Origin of the sequence: Bacillus paramycoides, from assembly GCF_001884235.1 — a bacterium.
Taxonomy (GTDB): domain Bacteria; phylum Bacillota; class Bacilli; order Bacillales; family Bacillaceae_G; genus Bacillus_A; species Bacillus_A paramycoides.
The window spans coordinates 70537-92055 of the sequence record NZ_MAOI01000040.1 but is presented as its reverse complement, the minus strand read 5'-3'; the positions used below and the strand labels follow the sequence as shown (position 1 = coordinate 92055).

Sequence of the window (21519 nt, the reverse complement as noted above, 5' to 3'; positions counted from 1 at the left end):
TGAAAACATCGCTCATTTTAAGGGAGGAGGATAAATATGAAAGTGTTTTTAAATTTAGGTTGGTTTTTTAAACAAGAAAAACGAGCGTACATAATCGGAATTATTATGTTATTTGGTGTCGCGCTTCTTGAACTTGTAGCCCCAAAAGTACTAGGTATTGTAGTAGATGAAATTAATAATGGAACTTTAACGTCTGAACAATTGTTGAAGTGGGTCATTCTGTTAGTAGTTGTAGGGATTACTATGTACATATTACGTTATTTATGGCGTATTATGATTTTTGGCTCTTCTTTAAAACTAGCCCGTCAATTACGAAAGAATTTATATGAACATTTTACAAAGATGAGCCCAACTTTCTATCAATCACGTCGTACGGGTGATTTGATGGCACATGCGACCAATGATATTCAGGCGATTCAGCAAACTGCTGGATCGGGTGTTTTAACACTTGTTGACTCATTAGCAGTTGGAGGATGTGTACTCGTAGCGATGGGTTTTACAATTAGCTGGAAGTTGACGTTATTAAGTTTAATTCCGATGCCAATTGTAGCGATTTCTACAAATTATTATGGAACTTTATTGCATAGAAGATTTCATAAAGCGCAGCAATCGTTTTCTGAAATCAATGATAAAGTACAAGAGAGTATGAGTGGGATGAAGGTAATTCGCTCGCTCGGACAAGAGAAAGAGGATTTACAAGCGTTTCGGAAGAAATCGGAAGATGTCGTACATAAAAATATGTTAGTCGCACGTATTGACTCGTTATTCGACCCAACGATTGCACTTATTGTCGGGTTTTCGTTTTTAATCGCAGTTTGTTACGGATCACTATTAGTAGTACGAGGCGAATTAACTGTAGGGGAACTAGTAACATTTACAACATACCTAGGGACTCTTGTATGGCCAATGTTAGCCTTTGGGTGGTTGTTTAATATTATGGAGCGTGGACGCGCTTCATATGATCGTGTGGAGAAAATACTTTCACAAACTTCAGATGTAGTGAATAGGGAAAATGCTATACATACTATAGCAAGTGGTGATGTTTCATTCGCTGTTGATTCGTTTTCTTATAAGAAAAATGAACTATTAAACTTAAAAGATATTTATTTTAACTTAAGAAAAGGTGAAACGTTAGGAATTGTAGGACGTACTGGTGCAGGGAAGACGACGTTGTTAAAATGTTTAATTCGTGAGTATGACCATTTTAATGGTGAATTAAAAGTTGGTGAGCGGGATATTCGAGATTTAACACTTCACGGTGTACGCTCTGCAATTTCATATGTGCCGCAAGATCATTTTTTATTTTCAGCGAGTATTGGGGAGAACATTGCGTTTGGAAAGGCCGATGCTACATATAAAGAAATTACCCGTGCTGCTGAGATTGCTTGTATTCATAATGATATTATTCAATTTCCAGAAGGATATGACACGGTAGTAGGTGAAAGAGGGGTTTCGCTATCAGGAGGCCAAAAACAGCGAATCTCCATTGCGCGTGCGTTATTAACGAATGCTGAAATTTTAATTTTAGATGATTGTTTATCGGCTGTAGATGCAAAAACAGAAGAAACGATTTTAACTGCATTGAAACGGGAAAGAGCAGAAAAAACGACAATTATTACTGCGCACCGTTTAAGTGCGATTCAGCATGCAAATCTTATTCTTGTTATTGATGAAGGTATGGTTGTGCAGCGAGGAACACATGAGCAGCTAATGAACGAAAATGGTTGGTATAAAGAAATGTACGAAAGCCAGCAGTTAGAGGCGTTGGTAGAGAAAGGAGGCGTATGATGGCTGAGAAAAAGCGGAGTGATTTAAGGAGATTGCTTTCCTATATGAGGCCATATAAAGGGTTATTATCGCTAGCATTTATATTTCTAGTTGGTGCAACTGTAACTGAAATGATGGGTCCTTTTTTGATTAAACAATTTCTTGATGAACACTTAGTACCACGCAACTTTGAACAATCGGCACTTGTTACTCTATTTGTAGTGTATATTATTGCCCACTTATTAAAAGTATTATTTACTTATTTAGACCTATTGTACTTTCAAAATATCGCTTTTAAGATTGTCCAGGATATGCGAGTTGAAGTGTATGAACACGTTCAAAAGTTGTCATTAAGTTTCTTTGATCGTACGCCGATTGGTACGCTCGTATCTCGCATAACGAATGATACGGAAGCGATTAAGGATTTTTATGTTAGTGTACTATCAACATTCGTGAAAAATGTAGTCTTTTTAGTAGGGATTTTAGTAGCGATGTTTTTATTAGATGTAAAATTAGCGCTATTTTCTCTCATATTAATTCCAATTATGTTTACGATTATGGTGCTGTATCGCCGGAAAAGTGCAGCTTTTTATTTAGAGGTACGTAATCAACTAAGTATATTAAATGCAAAGTTAAATGAATCTATCCAGGGGATGAATATTGTTCAAGTATTCCGACAAGAAAAGCGGATGAGAAAAGAGTTTGAAGAAGTAAACAACAAGCATTATAGTGCTGGACGCCGTACATTAAAATTAGATGCATTACTTTTACGTCCAGCAACAGATCTTGTTCATATTGTAGCAATTGCGTTAGTTCTTGGGTTATTTGGAATCGACGCTTTAAAGAGTCCTGTTGAAGTAGGAGTTTTATATGCTTTCGTTAACTATATTCACCGTTTCTTCCAGCCCGTAAATGAAATGATGATGAAATTGTCTTTCTTCCAGCAAGCGCTCGTTTCATCATCGCGTGTATTTCATTTAATGGATGATAAAGATTTAGCTCCTGTTCAAATGGGGAGTGAAAATCCACGAGTAGATAAAGGAGAAATTCAATTTAAAGATGTTACCTTTTCATATGATGGGAAGCGTGACGTATTAAAAAATGTATCTTTTCACGTAAAGCCAGGGCAAACGGTTGCTTTCGTTGGACACACTGGTAGTGGTAAGAGTACAATTATGAATTTATTAATGAGGTTTTACAATATTAAATCAGGGAATATTGTAATAGACGGAGTCGATTTAGAGAAGTTTGGAGAACAAGAAATTCGGAAGAAAATTGGTCTTGTGTTACAAGATGCATTTTTATTTGCGGGAAATGTAAAGCAAAATATTCGTATGTATAATGAAGAAATTACGGATGAGGAGATAGAAGAAGCAGCACGATTTGTGCAAGCGAATACGTTTATTGAAAAATTACCAGAGCAGTATGATACAGAAGTAGTCGAAAGAGGAGCTGCATTTTCTAGTGGTCAAAGGCAATTAATTGCTTTTGCTAGAACGATAGCAACCAATCCGAAAGTATTAGTATTAGATGAAGCGACGGCAAATATTGATACAGAAACTGAAGAGGCTATCCAAACGGCATTACAGCAAATGCGAAAAGGTAGAACAACGATAGCGATTGCACACAGATTGTCTACAATCCAAGATGCGGATCAAATATTTGTTATGCATGAAGGGGAAATCATAGAAAGAGGAACACATCAAGAGTTACTTAGTAAACAAGGACTTTACTACAATATGTACTTACTACAAAATAAAGGGAGTTTACAAAAGGCCTTGTAATTACAAGGCTTTTTTGAGGTATTAAAAGTGTATTAATGGAGCAAGTGGTGAAGGTAATGTTTCTCCACCTAATAATGCCACTCCAGTATACGGAGTTGCTGTAATTAATGGAGATAATGTGAATTTACGAAGTGGACCATCTTTACAGTCTAGTGTAATTCGCCAATTGAATCGTGGCGAATCATATGAAGTTTGGGGAGAACAAGATGGATGGCTCGGCTTAGGGACAAATCAGTGGGTATATAATGATTCAAGTTATATTCAGTATAAACATTATGTGGCAACTATTACTGGCGATAATGTGAATCTACGAGACGCTCCATCATTAAACGGGAATGTTATAAGACAGTTACATCATGGCGAATCATATCGAGTATGGAGTAAGTAAGGTGGATGGTTTTGCTTAGGGATAAATCAATGGGGATACTATGATTCAAGTTATATTCAATATGGTGTGCAATAAGTGAAATTTTATTGATGAGGATTGTCCACACTGATTATTGGACAATTGACCAGTACCAATTGTTTTTTATCAGCAGTCTTATTATAAAAAGGTATCTTACTTGAGATGCCTTTTTATAAAAAATATATAATTTTTACAAAGTGTATATTAAAAGCATAGTATAATATAATCAATATATTTATAAAAATAATCGGAAATGAAATAAAGGAGTAGAAAAATGGAGTATGTGCTAATAGGTGGGATTTTAATATTATTAGCTGCAGTGTTTGTACTGTTTTATAAAAATAAACAGTTAGAATCAGAGAGTCAGCAAGTAGAATTCGAAAAGAAACAAGCGATTGAAACGTATGAAAGTGAAATTGCAGCTACGATTACAGAGCATAAAGAACAACAAAGTTCTTTAAAGAATATGGAACAGAAAAAATATAATGATTTACAAGTGAGTACAGCTAGAGAACTTGAAAATATGCGTATGATGAAAAATCAGCTAGCTGTTCAACATAGTAAAGAACGCAGTGAAATGCAAGATAGGCATAGTAATGAACTACATATGTTTCAAAATTTAATTGCAGATTTACGAGAGTATGCCAAAAATAGTGCTGAAGTGAATACACATGAAACATTACATTATATGAAACGAGGTTTTGTTGAACAAGGAATCATACTAGAAGATGAGTTTCATATTATGCCGAACGTTTTTATGAGAAGTAATAAATATAGAGATAAACGTGAAATAAACGATAATCGAATCCATCACCTCATCTTATGCAAAACTGGCATTTATCTAATTGAGACGAAAGAATGGACAGGGAAATTAATCCATGGCTTAACGAGAGAAAATGCGGGTATATATTCATTTATGATTGATGAAATCGGCAAGTATCAATATGAAATTGAAAAAGAAGAGACATTTGAATTTATTACGGATGGAACTTCATTAACTTTGCAAGTAAGAAATGAAGGGAATCCAGCATATAAAGCGAAAAAATTAGCTCAAACTGTATATAATTATTTGGAAGGAATACAAGTAGATATTGTAAAGGAAAAAGTGAAACCGGTTGTATATTTTGAAAATGAGAGTGGCAAAGAAGTTATTGACCTTTCTAATGAAAAATTGCCGAGATTAAAAGATAGAGAGCAAATTGTAACGTTTTTCAGAAATGAAATTTTAACAGGTAAAGTAATATATACAGCACAAGAACTACAAAAGATTAGAGATATAATTGGCCAGATGAATTATGTTACGAAGTGAAAAGTAAAGTGAGACTTTAGTCAGTGAGGGTATCCATCCTACGCTGATAATTAGTTATACCAATTGGGCTTTTACGGGCAAACTAATTTCCACTTAATTTCTTTGCTGTACGGCCGAATTTTGAGGTGTGAGTCATACTGAGCTTAAATAGTGGGATAAAGTAGGTGTGCTGGGTGAAGAAAGGTAAAAGTTCTATATTGTGGGGGATATTGTACATTTATTTTTGTTTGTATATATTAATGTACATTGCGTTTATTATCGTTATTAATATGGTTCATGTGTCATTGAGTGTAATGAGTGTTTTGGTAGTAGGAATACCGTTTATTTTATTAGTTATTATTCAAAAGTCTATCTTACATATTTCGGAAAGGCGTAATAAAGATAAGAAACAACTGTTCACAGTAATGATGGTGGGTCTCATTCCATTAATAGTGTGCACTGTACAATTAAGTATAAATGAATATACTTCAAACTTTAATCAGAATCGGTGGTCAAATTATGAAGAAAAACGGGTACATATGGTAGATGACCTATTACAGCAGTATAAATTGATAGGAAAATCCAATGATGAAATTATAAAATTGTTGGGGGCCCCTACGGAAACAAGAGGTTTGGAAGAGGGAATTACTACTTTGTATTATCTTGGGAATGAACGTGGTTTCATTTCTATAGATAGTGAATGTCTTGTGTTGCAATTCGATAGAGATGGTAGGGTTATAGACTATAAGGTGCAACGAGATTGAAATAGTGAGAGGAAGAAGCTATACCTTTTATAGCTTCTTTTCAATATTCCAATATAGAAAAAGTAGGCAAATAGTAGTCATTCCTATCTATACGAATGGGGTAGAGTTTGTTATATTGTATATGGCTATCTAGTTTAGAAGTTTACTAGATAGGATTAAATTTTTAGATTAGGGAGGGAAGTTAACACGAATTTTGATATAAGCGTGTTAAATAATTAGTATGAAAAAAGGATTTTATAATGTTTTAGCTGCATCAATTGTATTTAGTTTGGTAACGATTCCAAGTTCTTCCTATGCTGACACAGTAGAAAAGACCGTAACAATTTCAACTGACGAGCAAGCTTTAAAAAGTATTGAAACCCATATGAAAGATGAAGATGGGCGTGGAGAGGACAAAGGAATAACAAATGAAGCGCAAGGAGATTTTCTTGTACATATAATAAGTTCAACACCTTTATATGATTCTGCTGATTTACAAAAAGCGACAGGTGTTCAGATTTCAAATCAAGTAGTGAAAGCTGAGAAACGAAAAGGAAACGCTTACTATGTTGAAACATCATCTGGAGCTGGCTGGATACAAAATAGTGAAGGAAATGTAGAGGTTAAGGGAATTTATCACTTATCAAACGAACAGTTAGTAATTAATGAAGAAACAGCTACATATTCCGCACCATTCAATTCATATAAAGAAGAGAAAGTATTACAGCCGCAAACAATTATTGCTATTGGACAAGCTGGAGAGTGGTTCCAAGTCCAAATAGATAATGAGGTGAAATGGATCTATTCACCTTCAGCAAAATTTGAGGGTACAAAAGCATCTCTTATTCAAAGCACAACCCCAACTCGTAAGAAACGTGAAGCAGTTATGTATGCGGCACCATCAGCAGAGAAAACAACGGATATTTACGGTGTACCATTAAAGGAAATGATTGTACCGACAGGAAATGAAAATATTCGTCCAGGCTATGCGATGAAACCAAAATACATTACAATTCATGAGACAGATAATTATAGTGTTGGAGCAAATGCTAGAAACCATGCACAATATTTATACAGTCAAGCAACAGGAACGACTGATCGTTCGGCATCTTGGCATTTTACAGTAGATGATAAAGAAATTTATCAACATCTACCATTAAATGAAAATGGCTGGCATGCTGGAGATGGAGCAGAAGGAACTGGTAATAGAGAATCAATTGCTATTGAAATTGCTGTTAACCAAGATGGTGATTATAATAAAGCTGTGGAAAATGCTCGCAAACTAGCGGCTTATTTAATGGGGGAATTAAATATTCCTTTAGAAAATGTGAAAAAACATCAATTTTGGAGCGGGAAAAATTGTCCGGCTATTATGATAAAGAATAATGCATGGGAACCATTCTTACAGGGAACAAAAGCTTACTATGATGCAAATCATAAAGATGATATTACAGGCGGTTGGTATGAAGCGGATATTCGTGAATTAAATAAAAGAGGTATTATGGTTGGAGATGGAAATGGTTCTTATTGGCCTGAGCGTCTTGTAACACGCGGGGAATTTGCGAATTTAGTTTCAAGATCATTACAATTACCAGAGGGGAAATCGAATTTCAAAGATTTAAACACAGCGCATCCATCGCTAGTAGATGGTATTAATCGTGCAGCTAGTGCTGGGATTATAAGTGGACGAGGAAATGACCTATTTGCACCGAATGATACGATTAAACGTGATGAAGCTGTCATTATGATTGATCGAGCGTTACAATACAAGAATATTAAGGGTAATTTAGTTCAATTACCATTCACGGATCAAAATTTAGCGTATGATAAGCAAGCTGTTCAACGTGTTTATGGGCTTGGAATTGTAAAAGGGAATGAGAACAATGAGTTTATGCCGAAAGGTTCCGCAACACGTGGAGAATCGGCAGCATTTATTAATAGAATGTTAAAAGTAATAGAGAGTAAATAATATAGAAAGGCATTCGCTTTAGCGAGTGCTTTTTTATTTTTCAATATGTTATAGAAAGGGGATGTGAATTTTGACTGGAATAAGGAATGAAAGCGGAGGTGATGCATATATTTAGATGCATTGGGTAGTTTTTTGTAATATTGTATAAAATGAAAAGGAGGTAAGACGGTGAAAAAGATACCGACTGATGTCCTGAGTAAGGAATTGATGGAAAGAGAAGGGGTTATATCTATTACAGTGAATGAATTTGAAAAGATAGAAGTGGCAGGAGTAGTTGTCTCTGGTCCAGCTGTTATTTTAATTAATCAAGATTAAGTACATATTATCAATAAAGAAAAGTAGTAAGAGCATCCGTTTAGGATGCTTTTTATTTGTATGAAAGGGAGGATATATTAGATAATTGGGGTACTGGAGGGGGATTATGTGGCAATTATTACAACGATGTTATTAATGGGTGTTTTATTAGGATTTGTTGGAGCGGGAGGAGCAGGATTTATCATCGCGATACTTACTTTAGTATTCCATATCCCTATTCATGTTGCGCTTGCAACATCTTTAACTGCTATGGCATTTACGACATTATCCGGAGTAGTAAGTCATTACCGAGAAGGGAATGTTGTGCTTGTAATAGGCGGGATTGTTGGGGGATTCGGAGCAATTGGTTCCTTTATTGGTTCAAAGTTTGGTTCGCTAATACCAGCGAATCTTCTACACTGGTTTACAGCGGGGATGTTATTTTTATCTGCAATTTTTATGTTTATTCGTTTGATTATGTTTCAAAACAGGGAGCAGTCGTCTTTAAAAGGGCATAAAGAACTTTCGAATGATAACTTGATTAAATGTATATGTCTCGGACTGGTTACTGGAATGTTAGCTGGTTCATTTGGGATTGGTTCAGCACCCTTTATCCAACTCGGATTAATGGTTCTATTAGGTTTAACGATTCGGCAATCTGTAGGGACGACAATGCTTGTTATATTACCAATCGCAATTGGAGGGGGATTTGGATATAGTTCGGAAGGGTATTTAGATTATGTATTATTAGTACAAGTTTTAATTGGGACAATGTTAGGAGCATATATAGGAGCTAAGTTTACAAATTATGCACCTCGTGTGCTACTAAGGTTTTCGATGATTATGACACCGATATTAGCTGGGTGTATGTTGTTAGTCTAGTGAGAAGTATATATAGAAAACTATTAATATGTTTTACGAATGAATTATGTAAGTAATTCATATTTCCCATATAAAAGGATTTGCTTTAATATAGTGAGTGTAAAGTTCGAGTATTCGAAGTATTACTTGAATTATATCCCTATCCCTTTTCTAAAAATGCGAACAAGTTTTGCCCTATTCTATTCAATAGTTTATTGTATAGAAATATATTGTTCGATGACCATTATGGAACGCACATAATGGAAAAATCCCGATCCTTAAAGAGGATGCCCCTAATCTTCATGTGAAAATATGATCGGATGAAAGCTGGCCAATTTATGGTCAGCTTTCTTTTGGTTCAATAAGTAATTCTTCTCTAATCTCTGTTTGTAATAATAAAGTTTTTCCAAAGCGGCGTTTGCACTCAGCTCTTACCTTTTGAATTGCCAGTAGCTGAGAAGTGGCGGGCACTGTGACAATGGCTTGCCGAGGTTTTCGATTTTCTTCACAAAAGACACACTCCACAACATATTTAGAAATCATACTTTCATCCTTCCATATTGAATTTCTAAGAAGGGACTGCTCATGAAGTTGATGTAATCTTTCGTCATCTTTTTACTTTTTTCCTCTTTTTTTCAAGGATAAATATAAAGGAAGATCGAAATTTAGTATGGGGGGAGATGGGATGAAAAGATGGATTGGTACGGCAGCTATATGTATGAATGAAAAGAATGAATTTTTAATGGTACTACAAGGAAAAGTAGATGAAGAGAAACGATGGACTGTGCCAAGCGGGGGACAAGAAGAGGGAGAAACACTTGAAGAGTGTTGTGTTCGTGAAGTATGGGAAGAAACGGGGTATGAAGTGGAAATTATAGAAAAACTATGCGAAAAGAAAGGGGTAACATATGGGGTACCAGTTCATGTGCATTACTATATTGTAAAGTTAATAGGCGGTAACATGAAAATACAAGACCCCGATGAGTTAATACATGAAATAGATTGGAAAGGAATAGATGAAGTGAAAGAATTACCTTTATCTTTTCCAGAGGATCAAGAGCTTTTAAATAAATACATAAATGAAAAAGCAAGTGTTTAAACACTTGCTTTTTTAGTGTAACCAAGATAAAAAAAGTGGAACGATAACTAAGCTAGCGCCGGCTGTTAGAAGCATTGATAAACTTGCAATTGTACCTTCTACAGGACCGATTTCAAATGCTTTTGATGTTCCGGTTCCATTTGCACTAGTACCTAGCATTATACCTTTAGCGAGCGCTGTTTTAATGCGGCATATTCGTATGAGAGAAGGGCCGAGTAATGCACCAGTTAAGGCAGTTAATACGACAAAAACTGCTGTTAATTGTGACATGCCACCAATCATTTCGGAAATAGCCATTGCAATAGGTGTCGTTACAATATGTGGTGCTAAACTCTGTTCTATTGATGAATCAATTTGAAAAAAATTAGCTAGTAGTGCTGAAGTAATAACTGATAGAAAAGAACCGACAATGACATTAATTAAAATAGCAGTTCCATGTTTTTTTAATAGATCAAAGTATTTATAAATTGGCCATGCGAAAGCAACTGTTGCAGGTTTTAATAATTCAGTTAGCCAATGACCACCCGATTCGTAGGTTTCGTATGGTGTATCTAATCCGAGTAATAAAGAAATTAAAATGATTGGGCATACAAGAAGTGGGGAAAGTAAGCTCCAATTCCAGCGTTGATACATTTTTTTAGATATCCAATATGTGAATAGTGTTAATAGTAAACAAAGAAAGCCGATCATTGCGTTGATCCTTTCCGCTTTAATAGCAATTCAGTTAAAAGTCCTGTTACGAGAGTGACACAAAGTGTACTAATCACGATAATTAAAATGAGATCGATTCCATATTGTGATAACGTATCTTTGTAACGAATGACAGCGACTGCAGAAGGGATAAAAAATAAAATAAGTTCTTTTAATAAAAAGTCTGCACCGTCTTGAATCCATTCTTTTTTCACTATGTTAAATTTTAATGAGATTAATAATAGGAAAATACCGATTATACTTCCTGGAACTGGGAGGTGTGCCTGTTTTGCAATCCATTCACCTGTCCAAGCGAAACAAAATAATAATAATATTTGTCCGCTTAACTTCCACCATTTCATACAGTAACCACCTCTTTCTTTTTTTACATAAAAATTGTAATAAAGAATTAACAATTTCTACTATACGTTCATTCAAAAAGTTTGTCTAATATATAAATTGTATGTTATTAATATATTAGATGTATTAATTGAAAGTGAAAAGGGTGTCCGAAATGGAATTACGGCATTTGCAATATTTTGTTGTAGTGGCAGAAGAGTTACACTTTGGACGAGCAGCTGCTCGTTTACAAATGACACAACCACCGCTTAGTCAACAAATTCAGCAATTAGAAAAAGAAATGGGAGTTATGTTATTTTCAAGAACGAAGAGAAAGGTTGAATTAACAGAAGCAGGAGAAATGTTTTTAAAAGAAGTAAAAAAAGCGTTTGAACAAATTGAAAAAGCAGTAGAAGTTGCACAAAGTGCTCAAAGGGGGGAAGTTGGATCACTTTCAATTGGATTTGTAGGTGCGGCGATATATGATATTTTACCGTCAATCGTCAGAGAGTATAGAAAGAAATTTCCGAGAGTGTCTGTGGCTTTACATGAATTGTCAACACCGGATCAAGTGCATGCACTTCATGATAATCGAATTGATATTGGATTTTTACGTCCGCCAATTTCGACGCAATTACTTGAGTTAGAACCAATTCAAAAACTTTCGTGTACGTTATGTTTACCGAAGGCACATCCGCTTGCTGAAAAGGATGAAATACATATCGAAGATTTAAGAGATGAACCGTTCGTTTTTATTACGAGACCGGTATGGCCAGCTTTATACGATACAATTTTATCGCTTTGCCGCGATGTAGGTTTTAGTCCACGTATTGTACAAGAAGCAACAGAGTATCAAACTGTCATGGGCCTTGTAGCAGCAGGTATTGGTATTACGGTAATACCTGTATCAGCAAATAAATTGTATAAAACAGAAGTGGTATATAAGGAACTGTGTGATTCTAATTTTGTAGCAGAAATGTCGGTAGCTTACAAAAAAATGAATAGTAATCCAGAGCTGTTAGAGTTCTTAAAAATTGCAAGAGAGAAAAAAAGAATTGAAGTGGAAGATGTGAGGATTGAATAAGTGATGGAGTTATAAGGCATTCATGATAATTAAGTTATATAAAGATTCACCTCGTTAAACAAAAGGTGGAAGTGCAATTAAAGTGCATTTCCACCTTTTGTTTCTTTTTTATGTTCAACTGTAAAGAGGTAAACATGTCCGTTTTCTAGGACTAAAGGCTTAGTAAAGATTCCGATTGTAGTGCGATGTTTAAAATGTCATATTTTTATACACTAGTAGTATAGAGTACGTATGTTATGAAGTAAGGTAGGGGAAGAAATTTATGTCTTTATTTCGGTTGGCGAAAAAAAATATACAAACATTTGCTACCAAAAGGTTAAAACAATTTATGTGGATCGCTATGAATACAATGATTTGTTTTTTTATGATATCATTCCGATTCAATGAAGTTGTAGTAAGTAAAGCAGGATATACACCTATATTTGTGAATTGGTTTTATGTTTTATTTTTATTTGTAGTTTTTGTGTGTACTTTCATTACTTATAAAATGACAGCCTCTCTTTTACAGGTAAGAAGAGAGGAGTTTAAATCGTATGAAGTGGTGAATATGACGAGAAAAGAAATGTTTTGTTTATTATGTCAGGAGCAATTATTAACTTATGGAGGAGCCTTTGTTTTTGGATTAATTCATGGCATGTTATTTTTGAAATTATTTATTATTATTTTTATGAAAGCAGTAGGAATCCAAGGAGTGACAAATGCTCCGATTACGATGTATGCGATAGTGGTAACAGCAGTTGTTATGATAATCGTCATTATAATATCAATGTGGCAATGTTGTAGATTTACACAAAGGCTAAAGGGTGAAAAGTCACACGAAACGAGGAGAAAGGTATGAGAAATCATGGCTTTTTCTTCATTTATAAATTCCAACAACCATCCTGGACTGAATTTATCGTTCAAGATGGAAATATTATAAAACAAAACATTTTCGTGGAAGCAAGTAAATATTACATTTTATCTTGGTTACCAACTCTTGTGTATGCGGCATTTGCCTTTATGCTTTCCGTTTTAACGAGATCAAGTGGAGGCGCAATCGGTATTTCTTTATTTCTGGCTTTATCAGGAGGAATAGTACTAATTCCAGCGGCGAGATATGAATGGGTGAAATATTTATTGCCAGCGAATACAGATTTATATGGGATTTTAAAGAGTGGAAGCCTTATTAATGGGGTAACATTCCCATTCGCTTCTTGTATGTTATTGCTATACCTTTTTGTATTTTTAGGAATTTCCTATACTGTATTTTTAAAACGAGATTTAACAGCATAAGAAAAAGCCGTTAAGGAGAGAACTTAACGGCTTTTTGTTTGTAATAATTGATGAATAGCTTCTTCGGCTAATAAGGCGAAATACTCTGCGCTAATAGGCAATGCTTTTTCATCTACTGTAAAAGCAGGATGATGCCATTCGTGTGTACCACTTGTGCCCATAAAGACGAATGAACCTGGTGCTTCTTGTTGGTAAAAAGAAAAATCTTCTCCTGCCATGGATGGGTTCGGAGAGATAACATTTAGATTCATTTTCTCTGCAATCTGAATAGAAAGATCAGTGAGTACTTTATCGTTTTGAACAGCAGGAGGGCCTAGATAAAATCTGAATTCTGTTTTTACACCTAGTGCATCAGAAACGCCTTTAATAATACGTTCCATTAATGCCGGAATCTTTTCGCGTGTTTCAGTTTGGAATGTACGAACAGTTCCTTCTAATGTAGCTTTTTCAGGAATAACGTTCCACGTATTCCCTGAATGAATGTTTGTTACACTTACGACAGCGTTATGAGAAGAACTAATATTGCGGCTTACAATTGTTTGCAAAGCCATAACGATTTGAGATGATGCAACGATAGGATCGACGCCAGCATCAGGTACAGCTGCATGTGTTCCGACGCCGTGGATTTCAATTTCAAATCGATCGACTCCGGCCATTAGTGGACCGTCTTTAATACCGATTGTACCTACTGGTAAATCAGGTTTATTATGCATTCCAAAAATGGCTTGTACATTCTTTAAATGTCCAGCTTCAACAACTTTACATGCTCCGTTTCCGCTTTCTTCAGCAGCTTGAAATATAAAGCGAACAGTTCCGTTAAGGGATGCTTCTTTTTCTTTTAATAAGTAAGCTGCACCCAACATAGCAGCTGTATGAAAATCATGCCCGCAAGCATGCATTTTGCCGTGTATTTTTGAAGTGTATGGAAGGTCTGTTTCTTCCTGAATCGGGAGGGCATCAATATCTGCACGAAGCGCCACAACAGGCCCGCTTTTATTACCAGAAATTTCAGCGATAATTCCTGTTTCTAAATTGGAATCAATAATAGTAATATTAGCTTCTTCTAACCAATTTTTTATCGCTTTTGTCGTTTCAAATTCTTCGTACGATAGTTCTGGGTATTCGTGTAAATGTCGACGAATAGAAATAAGTTTTTCTGTTAATTGATTTGGAATGGATGCCACTTATTATACCCTCTTTCTTAAATGAAATATTTGTATTCATTATATAACACAATAATAAAAGAGAGGATTCTCAAATGAAAATCCTCTCTCGTTTATGCGGCAACTTTTTTATGAGTATGCTGTTTTCTATAACGTCCACGCATTGCATATGCAATTTGCGGGATTGCGATACCGATTAAAATAAGTGATACACCGAACCATTGTGAAGAAAGCACAGCTTCTTTTAAAACGAATACAGACATAATTGTTGTAACAGGTAGTTCGGCTGCACCAAGAATAGTCGCTAGACCAGAGCCAATTTTTGGAATGCCGATTGTAAAGGCAATGGACGGAATAACGATACTAAATGTTCCTAATCCTAAGCCGTATTTCCAAAGGCCTTGAGAAATTGCCCCGCTAAAAAGAAATGTTGGCGGGAATACGATCATAACTAAAGTTAAAGCACCAGCCATTAAAAGAACACCACGTGGTAATGAAGGTACTTCAACAGCAACTTTACCACTTACGAAAATGTATGTTGCAAATGTAATAGCAGATAGTAAGCCTAAAATGATTCCAGTCGTATCGAAATCACCTACTGAGTTTTCTAATAAACCGCTTGATAAAAATGTACCTGCAAGTAAGAAAATAACCGAAATTACTTTTTCTTTTGAAGGCAATGTTTTCGTTGCGACTGCCTCAATGATAATCCCAACCCAAACGAACTGGAATAGAAGTATAATTGCAATAGAAGCTGGTACAGTTTTTAAGGAAGCGTAATAAAAAATACCAGTAAAACTTGCAGACGTTCCTGCGACGAATAAAATTAACATTTGTTTAAGTGGAACACGATGCCTAGAAAATAGAAGTGTAATAGCAAGTAAAATAATCCAACCGAACAAATACTGGCTACCAATTACCTCTCCAAGTGAAAATCCTTCTACATATGCAAGTTTAACAAAAATAGCTAAAACCCCATAACTACACGCTCCTAATAAAACTAAAAGAGAATAACGAAGCATGAAAAATTCCTCCCCATCTATATGAAACTATTCCGTAACGGACATATATAACTAGAGGGAAGTATACAAAATTAAAAATGTAGGGTCAAATAAAAGAAAAGTGTGACATTTTATAGAATAATAATAAAAGTATGATATTTATGCATAATCTTGAAATTAATAATAATGGAAGTATTGTAAAATCAGCTTTGTATTGTATAAAGACAGCATTTTAAAAAAATATTTTTTAATGTCAATATGTGTGTAATCAATCGCAATGTGCTAATGATTTGAGAAACTATGGAACCTTTGTTATGTTAGTAACAATTAGAAAGAGTTTCAAAATTCGATTGAGATTTTTCTATATAATAGAAGGAAATGAAAACGTTTTATTAGAAAGTGTGTGAAAGGGTAGTTTTACTCATTGTCATGTTGGAAAAGTTAGTTCATGAATTGTCCATAGCATTTTTATTTGTTTTTGCTACAATATTGAGGAGGAGAGGAGTGGAATAATGCAAGATATTAGTATATTTTTAGCGTTTGGCGCAGGGTTTTTATCATTTATTTCCCCATGTTGCTTACCGCTTTATCCGGCATTTTTATCATACATAACAGGTATGTCGGTTTCTGAATTGAAAGAAGAAAATGCAATGCTTCGCAAAAGAAGTATGATACATACAGCGTTTTTCTTACTTGGATTTTCAATTATATTTATTGCAATTGGATTTGGTACAAGTTTTATCGGAGGAATCTTTACGGACTATAAAGATTTAATTAGACAGTTAGGTGGTATATTTATCATCGTGTTCGGACTTATTATTGTCGGTGTGTTTAAGCCGAAATTTTTAATGCAAGATCGTAAATTTACTTTTAAAAACCGTCCGAGTGGTTATTTTGGTTCAGTTCTAATTGGATTAGCATTTGCTGCAGGATGGACACCTTGTACAGGGCCCATATTAGTGTCTGTAATTGGATTAGCTGCAACAAACCCAGAATCAGCAATGGTTTACATGATCGCTTACATACTTGGATTTGCTATCCCATTTTTCCTGCTTTCATTCTTTATTACGAAAATGTCTTGGATTAAAAGAAATAGCATGACATTCATGAAAGTCGGAGGATACATTATGATTGTCATGGGGGTCTTCCTGTACTTTAACTGGATGACGAAAATTATCGTATATTTCTCAAGTTTATTTGGTGGTTTTACCGGTTTCTAGTATTATTCCGTGAAAATGTTGGAAATACTAACGGAAAAGCATATAATGAAATTATATTTTGCGTATAGCCACAAAAAAAGGATGAGAAAATATGAACATAGTCGTTTTATCAAGTATCGTTGCTGTTTGTATGGCCGTTGGTGCGATGTTTATTCGTTTAAAAGCAGCTAAGAAACCTGCAACTTTGAAAAAAATTATACTCCCACCGTTTTTTATGAGCACGGGAGCATTGATGTATGTTTTTCCTGAATTTCGATTAACTCCGGCAGAAATGTTAGAAGCAATTGGTGTCGGTTTGTTTTTCTCTATTTTTCTTATTAAAACATCTAAGTTTGAAATACGCGGGCAAGAGATTTATTTGAAACGTTCAAAAGCATTTGTATTTATTTTAATTGGATTACTTGTAGTGCGTATCGTGTTTAAAACGTATTTAAGTCAATCTCTTGATTTAGGACAACTTAGCGGCATGTTCTTCTTACTAGCGTTCGCAATGATTGTTTCATGGAGAATTGCAATGTACCGTTCCTTTACGAAATTACAGAAGGAAATGGAAAAAGAAGATGGTTTTTATAACGAAAAAGATATGAAGCTAACTTGAAAACTGTATATGTATAAAATAAAAAAGACAGCGTCAAAGGCGCTGTCTTTTTTATAGAAAATAATGTGAAGTTACTTTGCGATTAAAGATTTGTAGTTTGAATAATCAATCTTTTTCTCTTGTAATTTTTTAATTAAAAATTTATGATCGCGCTTCGGTGTGGCAACGATATATCCTTTTATAATTAAATCTTGTGTAATTTTTGGAGCGTTTTCCTGTATTGCAAGTTCACCAATTTTACCAGCAATCTTTGATTTGGCAACGTCACGAAATAGTTCAGGAACGGGACTCACTAGTTCTTCTAATAATTGTTTTTGTTCGTCATCCCATAAATGTCTAGTTTTATTAATATAGTGCTCTTCCCAATCTAAAATGGACATACCGTCTTCTTTCGGTAAACGTTTTAGGAATTTTCTGAACATAAAATATCCACCAATAGACATAAGTCCTAATAATACAACAGTCCAAACGACTATAAACCAACTAAACCAACCTTCAAGCAATTGCATGCCCTCCTTTAATGAAAGCAGTAGTTTTCTATTATTTATATTATAAGCAGTGAGATTCATAGAAAGCAAGAACGCTTGGTCAGTTTGACCAAGCGTTCTAGTTTAAACGAAGTATAGTTGTTCAACACATAAATTATTATTATCGTCTTCAACGTACTCAATAATAAGTGTGCCAACTTTACGATCTTTATCTTCAGTTGTGAAAATAGAGTAAGAAGTAAAACGTGTTGTTGATAAGCCGCTTATATGTGTAGGTAAAGAAATGTAGTCGTTATCGCGGAAGAATTCCATCAGTTCAACATCTTCAAATTCTTTTCGGTCAACTTGTTTGTTTGTATATTGGCGTTGAAGTTGCTTTAAAGATTCATTCCAAGAAATTGCTTTTGTGTCGTATACCATTGTTCTATCTCCTTACTGTATGTAATCATTAAGAACATATGTTCTATGCTAGTATACTCTTTTTATAAGAAAAGTGGAAGCAAAAAATAATGTAAGCTTGGAAATCCAAGCTTACATATAAATGCGTTCATAATCATTTCTATTTTTCATTATAAGTCAGATGGGAATAGGAAACAAGATGATAAGTATTTTGTTGATAGTTTTCAATATTCTATATATTATAAAATTAGTTTACTATGAGGGAAAAGGAATGAGAGGTATGACTTATGTAATTTCACTTCAAGGACCGATGGCAAGTGGAAAAACAACATTGGCTAAAAGGTTAGAGCAATATGGGCTTTCGGTTATATATGAAAATCCATATCCAATTGTAGAAAAACGAAAAGAATTGAATTTAGATATGAACTCAAAAGAAGGGTTTATTACAAATCAAAAAATGTTTATTGAAGCAAAAATAAAGGAATTTCAAAATGTGAAAGGTTCGGTCATGATTTTTGATCGTGGGCCGGAAGACATTGAATTTTATACACTATTTTATTCGACGATTATAGGAGAAGAATGGGATATAGAAACCGAATTAAAAGATGAATTATATAAATTAAGAGAATGTCGTTCGGATGCAATTTTTTATTTAGATGTTTCAAAAGAGAATGTATATGATAGAAAAAAGAATGATATAACAAGAAATCGAAGTACATTTGAGGAACAATTTAAATTAGTAGAAACCGAAAAAGAATGGTATAAAAAATTTCCTGTAACTTATGTGGACACGAATACATTATCAGTGAACAAATTAGAAGCATATTTTATGGAATGGTTAAGGGAGAAAGGAATATGAAAAAAATACTTTTATTCGTATACCCAACATTTGCGGAGTTTGAAATTACGGTAGCAACGGCATTACTGAAAAATAATTATGAGATTATTACAGCGGGTTTAACGAAAGAAATGGTTATAAGTGAAACAGGCTTACAAGTACAGCCGCATATAGAATTAAATGAAGTGTGTGTAGAAGAGTTTGAGGGGATTCTTATTCCAGGAGGAGACGAAATACATTTGAAAGATGCAGAACTGCTCTTTTCAGTTATTCGTCAATTTCATGAACAAGAAAAATTAGTGGCAGCAATTTGCGCTGGACCGTATGCGTTAGCAAAAGCAGGTTTATTTAAAGAAATCTCTTATACAGTGACGATAGATTATCAAAAATTAGATTGTTTTCCAGTAGGAAATTTTGTGTATACAGAAGTTGTACAGCACTCAAATATTATTACAGCACAAGGACATGCATTTGTACCATTTGGAATAGCGATTGCCTCTTATTTTGGGGTAGCGAATGAACATAATACAAATTTTTATCGTGGAAATGGTAATATAGTGATGGAGAAACTTTTAGCGGAAAATGTGTAAAAGCTAGCAAATGCTAGCTTTTTTCCTTTTTACATCGATAAATCGCTAACGTTTTCGGATCGCTCCATATACCGTCATGAAGAGTTAATTCATTTTCTATTTCTTTTTTCAACCAGTCCTTCATTTCGGCGTGAAGGTATATATTATCAGGTATATTCAGAGACGGAAACATGCTAGAAATATAGTTTACGATTGGAGTGGCATGATGAAAAATAAGTGCATTATGAATAATTGTTTCTTCAACAGTTGAAAAAACAGATTGTAATAGCTCTTTACCATTTTCTAAACAAAATGGAGCTGCGGATGGTGATGTTTTTGGTAAATCAAATGCAACTAACATTTTGTTACACATTTCATCTATACGAGGTAATGAAACTTTAGAATTTGTTGTAGCTAAAAGGGCGCCGCCGGGACGAATTACTTTATGGAATCCTTGAATTGTTTTTTCGACATCTTTCATGTGATATAACATATGCCTTGCGACTATCCAGTCATAACAATTAGCTTCGAAAGGAAGTTTACTAGCATCACCCAGTTTCCATTCAATTATGCTATTCTTTATTGCAGCTTCAGAAAGCATAGTTTCCGATTGATCAAAACCGGTTAGATGTCCTGTATGACCATTCGTTTGCAAAAGGGAAAGAAATTTTCCGTTAGCGCACCCGACCTCTAATATTTTTTCTTTCCCTTGGAGTTGTAAATGTTCAATGACGACTTCATCTACATTCACTCGTTTCTTTTCAAAATGTTTATGCGTATCGATACGTGTTTGTAAATGGTTGCTTACGTTGTATTGGCGTTTTACATCATTCATTTTTTCATATTCCACCTTCGTGCAAAATTGCTGGATTGCATGTGTTAATACGTCTGTTTTATTTAAACCTTCGTAATGGAGTGCTGCTTCAAATCTTTCAAGTAATTTTTCTTCAATTCGAAAATGAATATCTTTTCGCTTCGCCACTGAAATCTCGCTCCTTTGCATCTGTTAGTGCGACTATAGCACGCTTGAAAAATTTGTGTAAATAATTTGTGTACACAAATTGGAGAAAATTAAAAAATTATTTGAATCATCATTTAAACTATTGACGATTTAAACGTTTTCATATATTCTTAAATTAAGTAATATTCAAATAATTCAAAAGAAATGAGAGAGTCACATGCTTCTTCAAGGAACACATCGAATTGGTCGGATGGCCATGCTGTTGGCACTTGCGGATGAGAATGAAAGCCCTGTATTATCTATTCCAAAAGGTTGGAAATATTGTACGGGGAAAGTGGGTTCGATGAATTCGCAAAAAGTTGTAGCAGCAATGGAAACAGCGGCTAAGAGCAACCAAGTTATTGAAACAGACGTTTACAGAGAAACACATGCACTTTATCATGCAATAATGGAAGCTTTGTACGGAGTGACGAGAGGTCAAATTCAGTTAGCAGACGTTCTTCGTACAGTAGGACTTCGCTTTGCGATAGTGCGCGGTACACCATACGACGGTAAAAAAGAAGGCGAATGGGTTGCTGTTGCATTATATGGAACGATTGGTGCACCTGTAAAAGGATCTGAGCATGAGGCGATTGGTTTAGGAATTAATCACATATGATTTGCCCATAGTCTATTAGTTAGAAGGG

Annotated in this window: 23 protein-coding genes and 2 pseudogenes; 17 read left to right on the top strand and 8 right to left on the bottom strand. The window is 34.6% G+C overall.

What is annotated here, in order from left to right:
• Window positions 1-36 precede the first annotated feature (36 nt).
• The 8 genes and pseudogenes from BAU28_RS06710 (at window position 37) to BAU28_RS06675 (ending at window position 9133) form a co-directional block, all read left to right on the top strand.
• Window positions 37-1788 (top strand): ABC transporter transmembrane domain-containing protein, encoded by a 1752-nt coding sequence (locus BAU28_RS06710; RefSeq protein WP_071718123.1) that lies wholly within the window; start codon window positions 37-39, stop codon window positions 1786-1788.
• Window positions 1788-3551 (top strand): ABC transporter ATP-binding protein, encoded by a 1764-nt coding sequence (locus BAU28_RS06705; protein ID WP_071718122.1) that lies wholly within the window; start codon window positions 1788-1790, stop codon window positions 3549-3551. The genes BAU28_RS06710 and BAU28_RS06705 overlap by 1 nt, the downstream gene beginning before the upstream one ends.
• 34 nt (window positions 3552-3585) lie before the next feature.
• Window positions 3586-4014 (top strand): annotated as a pseudogene (locus tag BAU28_RS06700) (SH3 domain-containing protein); the annotation flags it as partial.
• A gap of 217 nt (window positions 4015-4231) precedes the next feature.
• On the top strand, window positions 4232-5266 hold the full coding sequence (locus BAU28_RS06695) for a nuclease-related domain-containing protein (protein ID WP_071718121.1): 1035 nt from the start codon (window positions 4232-4234) through the stop codon (window positions 5264-5266).
• A 173-nt stretch (window positions 5267-5439) separates the two neighbouring features.
• On the top strand, window positions 5440-6009 hold the full coding sequence (locus BAU28_RS06690) for a hypothetical protein (protein WP_071718120.1): 570 nt from the start codon (window positions 5440-5442) through the stop codon (window positions 6007-6009).
• A 220-nt stretch (window positions 6010-6229) separates the two neighbouring features.
• Window positions 6230-7957: an S-layer homology domain-containing protein gene (locus BAU28_RS06685; RefSeq protein ID WP_071718119.1), complete on the top strand. Its 1728-nt coding sequence runs from the start codon at window positions 6230-6232 to the stop codon at window positions 7955-7957.
• Window positions 7958-8125: 168 nt separating this feature from the next.
• Window positions 8126-8272 (top strand): BC1881 family protein, encoded by a 147-nt coding sequence (locus BAU28_RS06680; RefSeq protein WP_002172944.1) that lies wholly within the window; start codon window positions 8126-8128, stop codon window positions 8270-8272.
• Between the two features lie 108 nt (window positions 8273-8380).
• Window positions 8381-9133: a sulfite exporter TauE/SafE family protein gene (locus tag BAU28_RS06675; protein ID WP_025148027.1), complete on the top strand. Its 753-nt coding sequence runs from the start codon at window positions 8381-8383 to the stop codon at window positions 9131-9133.
• Window positions 9134-9454: 321 nt separating this feature from the next.
• Here the strand turns inward: BAU28_RS06675 and BAU28_RS06670 are convergent, their stop codons facing one another.
• A complete protein-coding gene (locus tag BAU28_RS06670) occupies window positions 9455-9655 on the bottom strand; it encodes a DUF3903 domain-containing protein (RefSeq protein WP_071718118.1) in 201 nt (66 codons plus the stop codon).
• A 142-nt stretch (window positions 9656-9797) separates the two neighbouring features.
• Between BAU28_RS06670 and BAU28_RS06665 the strand changes: the two genes are divergently transcribed.
• Window positions 9798-10211 (top strand): NUDIX hydrolase, encoded by a 414-nt coding sequence (locus BAU28_RS06665; protein WP_048371463.1) that lies wholly within the window; start codon window positions 9798-9800, stop codon window positions 10209-10211.
• A gap of 12 nt (window positions 10212-10223) precedes the next feature.
• On the opposite strand, the gene BAU28_RS06660 is transcribed toward BAU28_RS06665, so the two are convergent.
• Window positions 10224-10901, bottom strand: a complete 678-nt coding sequence (locus tag BAU28_RS06660) for an LrgB family protein (RefSeq protein ID WP_048371462.1) — start codon at window positions 10899-10901, stop codon at window positions 10224-10226.
• The gene (locus BAU28_RS06655; RefSeq protein WP_000872360.1) at window positions 10898-11263 is read right to left on the bottom strand and encodes a CidA/LrgA family holin-like protein; all 366 of its coding nucleotides are present in this window, start codon (window positions 11261-11263) and stop codon (window positions 10898-10900) included. The genes BAU28_RS06660 and BAU28_RS06655 overlap by 4 nt, the downstream gene beginning before the upstream one ends.
• A 152-nt stretch (window positions 11264-11415) precedes the next feature.
• Here BAU28_RS06655 and alsR point away from each other — a divergent pair, with 152 nt between their 5' ends.
• The 3 genes and pseudogenes from alsR to BAU28_RS06640 all read left to right on the top strand — a co-directional run.
• Window positions 11416-12324 carry an acetoin biosynthesis transcriptional regulator AlsR gene (alsR, locus tag BAU28_RS06650; protein ID WP_071718117.1) on the top strand — a complete coding sequence of 303 codons (909 nt, stop codon included), beginning with the start codon at window positions 11416-11418 and terminating at the stop codon, window positions 12322-12324.
• A gap of 262 nt (window positions 12325-12586) precedes the next feature.
• Window positions 12587-13162 (top strand): FtsX-like permease family protein, encoded by a 576-nt coding sequence (locus BAU28_RS06645; protein WP_071718116.1) that lies wholly within the window; start codon window positions 12587-12589, stop codon window positions 13160-13162.
• 20 nt (window positions 13163-13182) lie between these two features.
• Window positions 13183-13596 (top strand): annotated as a pseudogene (locus tag BAU28_RS06640) (ABC transporter permease); the annotation flags it as partial.
• Between the two features lie 23 nt (window positions 13597-13619).
• Here BAU28_RS06640 and BAU28_RS06635 read toward each other — a convergent pair.
• A complete protein-coding gene (locus BAU28_RS06635; RefSeq protein WP_071718115.1) occupies window positions 13620-14780 on the bottom strand; it encodes a M20 peptidase aminoacylase family protein in 1161 nt (386 codons plus the stop codon).
• A gap of 92 nt (window positions 14781-14872) precedes the next feature.
• Window positions 14873-15781, bottom strand: a complete 909-nt coding sequence (locus BAU28_RS06630) for an EamA family transporter (protein WP_071718114.1) — start codon at window positions 15779-15781, stop codon at window positions 14873-14875.
• Window positions 15782-16272: 491 nt separating this feature from the next.
• Here BAU28_RS06630 and ccdA point away from each other — a divergent pair, with 491 nt between their 5' ends.
• Window positions 16273-16980 (top strand): cytochrome c-type biogenesis protein CcdA, encoded by a 708-nt coding sequence (gene ccdA, locus BAU28_RS06625; protein ID WP_002172933.1) that lies wholly within the window; start codon window positions 16273-16275, stop codon window positions 16978-16980.
• A 91-nt stretch (window positions 16981-17071) separates the two neighbouring features.
• On the top strand, window positions 17072-17578 hold the full coding sequence (locus BAU28_RS06620) for a CcdC family protein (protein WP_001028639.1): 507 nt from the start codon (window positions 17072-17074) through the stop codon (window positions 17576-17578).
• 71 nt (window positions 17579-17649) lie between these two features.
• On the opposite strand, the gene BAU28_RS06615 is transcribed toward BAU28_RS06620, so the two are convergent.
• Together BAU28_RS06615 and BAU28_RS06610 are read right to left on the bottom strand one after the other, a co-directional pair.
• A complete protein-coding gene (locus tag BAU28_RS06615; protein ID WP_071718113.1) occupies window positions 17650-18081 on the bottom strand; it encodes a DUF2621 domain-containing protein in 432 nt (143 codons plus the stop codon).
• Between the two features lie 108 nt (window positions 18082-18189).
• Window positions 18190-18486, bottom strand: coding sequence for a hypothetical protein (locus tag BAU28_RS06610; RefSeq protein ID WP_002172930.1), 297 nt, complete (start codon window positions 18484-18486; stop codon window positions 18190-18192).
• A gap of 250 nt (window positions 18487-18736) precedes the next feature.
• Between BAU28_RS06610 and BAU28_RS06600 the strand changes: the two genes are divergently transcribed.
• Together BAU28_RS06600 and BAU28_RS06595 are read left to right on the top strand one after the other, a co-directional pair.
• Entirely contained in the window at window positions 18737-19324 is a 588-nt protein-coding gene (locus BAU28_RS06600) for an AAA family ATPase (protein WP_071718112.1), read from the top strand.
• Window positions 19321-19893, top strand: coding sequence for a DJ-1/PfpI family protein (locus BAU28_RS06595; RefSeq protein WP_071718111.1), 573 nt, complete (start codon window positions 19321-19323; stop codon window positions 19891-19893). Before BAU28_RS06600 ends, BAU28_RS06595 begins: the two co-directional genes overlap by 4 nt.
• A gap of 13 nt (window positions 19894-19906) precedes the next feature.
• On the opposite strand, the gene BAU28_RS06590 is transcribed toward BAU28_RS06595, so the two are convergent.
• Window positions 19907-20854 carry a class I SAM-dependent methyltransferase gene (locus BAU28_RS06590; protein WP_002172927.1) on the bottom strand — a complete coding sequence of 316 codons (948 nt, stop codon included), beginning with the start codon at window positions 20852-20854 and terminating at the stop codon, window positions 19907-19909.
• A 196-nt stretch (window positions 20855-21050) separates the two neighbouring features.
• On the opposite strand from BAU28_RS06590, the gene hutP reads away from it, so the two are divergent.
• Window positions 21051-21491 (top strand): hut operon transcriptional regulator HutP, encoded by a 441-nt coding sequence (gene hutP / locus BAU28_RS06585; protein ID WP_000926516.1) that lies wholly within the window; start codon window positions 21051-21053, stop codon window positions 21489-21491.
• The last annotated feature ends 28 nt before the right edge of the window (window positions 21492-21519 follow it).

Bases quoted from the DNA above. Each gene is read 5' to 3' on its own strand.
- BAU28_RS06710 (WP_071718123.1), top strand. From the start codon at position 37: ATGAAAGTGTTTTTAAATTTAGGTTGGTTTTTTAAACAAGAAAAACGA.
- BAU28_RS06705 (WP_071718122.1), top strand. From the start codon at position 1,788: ATGGCTGAGAAAAAGCGGAGTGATTTAAGGAGATTGCTTTCCTATATG.
- BAU28_RS06695 (WP_071718121.1), top strand. From the start codon at position 4,232: ATGGAGTATGTGCTAATAGGTGGGATTTTAATATTATTAGCTGCAGTG.
- BAU28_RS06685 (WP_071718119.1), top strand. From the start codon at position 6,230: ATGAAAAAAGGATTTTATAATGTTTTAGCTGCATCAATTGTATTTAGT.
- BAU28_RS06670 (WP_071718118.1), bottom strand. From the start codon at position 9,655: ATGATTTCTAAATATGTTGTGGAGTGTGTCTTTTGTGAAGAAAATCGA.
- BAU28_RS06665 (WP_048371463.1), top strand. From the start codon at position 9,798: ATGAAAAGATGGATTGGTACGGCAGCTATATGTATGAATGAAAAGAAT.
- BAU28_RS06660 (WP_048371462.1), bottom strand. From the start codon at position 10,901: ATGATCGGCTTTCTTTGTTTACTATTAACACTATTCACATATTGGATA.
- BAU28_RS06655 (WP_000872360.1), bottom strand. From the start codon at position 11,263: ATGAAATGGTGGAAGTTAAGCGGACAAATATTATTATTATTTTGTTTC.
- alsR (WP_071718117.1), top strand. From the start codon at position 11,416: ATGGAATTACGGCATTTGCAATATTTTGTTGTAGTGGCAGAAGAGTTA.
- BAU28_RS06645 (WP_071718116.1), top strand. From the start codon at position 12,587: ATGTCTTTATTTCGGTTGGCGAAAAAAAATATACAAACATTTGCTACC.
- BAU28_RS06630 (WP_071718114.1), bottom strand. From the start codon at position 15,781: ATGCTTCGTTATTCTCTTTTAGTTTTATTAGGAGCGTGTAGTTATGGG.
- ccdA (WP_002172933.1), top strand. From the start codon at position 16,273: ATGCAAGATATTAGTATATTTTTAGCGTTTGGCGCAGGGTTTTTATCA.
- BAU28_RS06620 (WP_001028639.1), top strand. From the start codon at position 17,072: ATGAACATAGTCGTTTTATCAAGTATCGTTGCTGTTTGTATGGCCGTT.
- BAU28_RS06610 (WP_002172930.1), bottom strand. From the start codon at position 18,486: ATGGTATACGACACAAAAGCAATTTCTTGGAATGAATCTTTAAAGCAA.
- BAU28_RS06600 (WP_071718112.1), top strand. From the start codon at position 18,737: ATGAGAGGTATGACTTATGTAATTTCACTTCAAGGACCGATGGCAAGT.
- BAU28_RS06595 (WP_071718111.1), top strand. From the start codon at position 19,321: ATGAAAAAAATACTTTTATTCGTATACCCAACATTTGCGGAGTTTGAA.
- hutP (WP_000926516.1), top strand. From the start codon at position 21,051: ATGCTTCTTCAAGGAACACATCGAATTGGTCGGATGGCCATGCTGTTG.